1 pseudogene is annotated in these 206 nt (G+C 54.4%); it reads right to left on the bottom strand.

Features of this window, described 5'->3' with window-relative positions:
- Positions 1–98, bottom strand: a pseudogene (locus ACM9LZ_RS26185) (IS5/IS1182 family transposase); the annotation flags it as partial.
- Positions 99–206: the final 108 nt, after the last annotated feature.

Raw genomic sequence — 206 nt, 5'->3', positions numbered from 1 at the left:
AGCAGCGGTTCCAACAAAGACCATTCCGCATCGGTCAAATCGCTTGGCAAAGCCAGGCCGTTGCGGGCATGAAGAGCGCGGGTGGTATCAGTCCACATCGGGGATGCACGGTTGTTTTTGGCGAAACCCCTGAATCACCGATAGGGAGCGCTGTCAAGCTAACCCGCTGATACCACTCAACTTAATTTCGGATCAGGCTCTAAGAG

The organism is Niveispirillum fermenti, from assembly GCF_048066175.1.
Classification (GTDB): Bacteria; Pseudomonadota; Alphaproteobacteria; order Azospirillales; family Azospirillaceae; genus Niveispirillum; species Niveispirillum fermenti.
Note: the sequence above shows the minus strand (reverse complement) of the source record. Positions and strands in the feature narration are given on the sequence as shown.